Below are 275 nucleotides of genomic sequence, written 5' to 3'. Positions count from 1 at the left end.
GACTGGGGCGGATACCTCTGAGACCGCGGCTCACCTGATAAAATTTCGTACTTTTCCCCGAACAACGCAACTGGCGGCGCCAGGACTGGATTTCAATCCATTTCAGCACTGCCGGCGTCATGGTTTCTTTATGCTGCCCTCCCACAAACAGACGATCGCCCAACTGTTGTCCGACGCCGTCGGCTCCCTGCTGCCCGAGGGCCAAGCCCGACCGGAGATCGTCCTGGAGCGCCCCAAGCAGGCCGCGCACGGCGACATCGCCTGCAACGTCGCGC

1 protein-coding gene is annotated in these 275 nt (G+C 62.2%); it reads left to right on the top strand.

Annotation, left to right across the window (positions count from 1 at the left end; all coding sequences use genetic code 11):
• Positions 1 to 130: 130 nt before the first annotated feature.
• A partial coding sequence (locus ACFIKI_RS08525; protein ID WP_375666784.1) for a hypothetical protein occupies positions 131 to 275 on the top strand: 145 nt, incomplete at its 3' end.

The organism is Bartonella sp. TT121SHDZB, assembly GCF_042193415.1.
Lineage (GTDB): Bacteria > Pseudomonadota > Alphaproteobacteria > Rhizobiales > Rhizobiaceae > Bartonella.
Note: the sequence above shows the minus strand (reverse complement) of the source record. Positions and strands in the feature narration are given on the sequence as shown.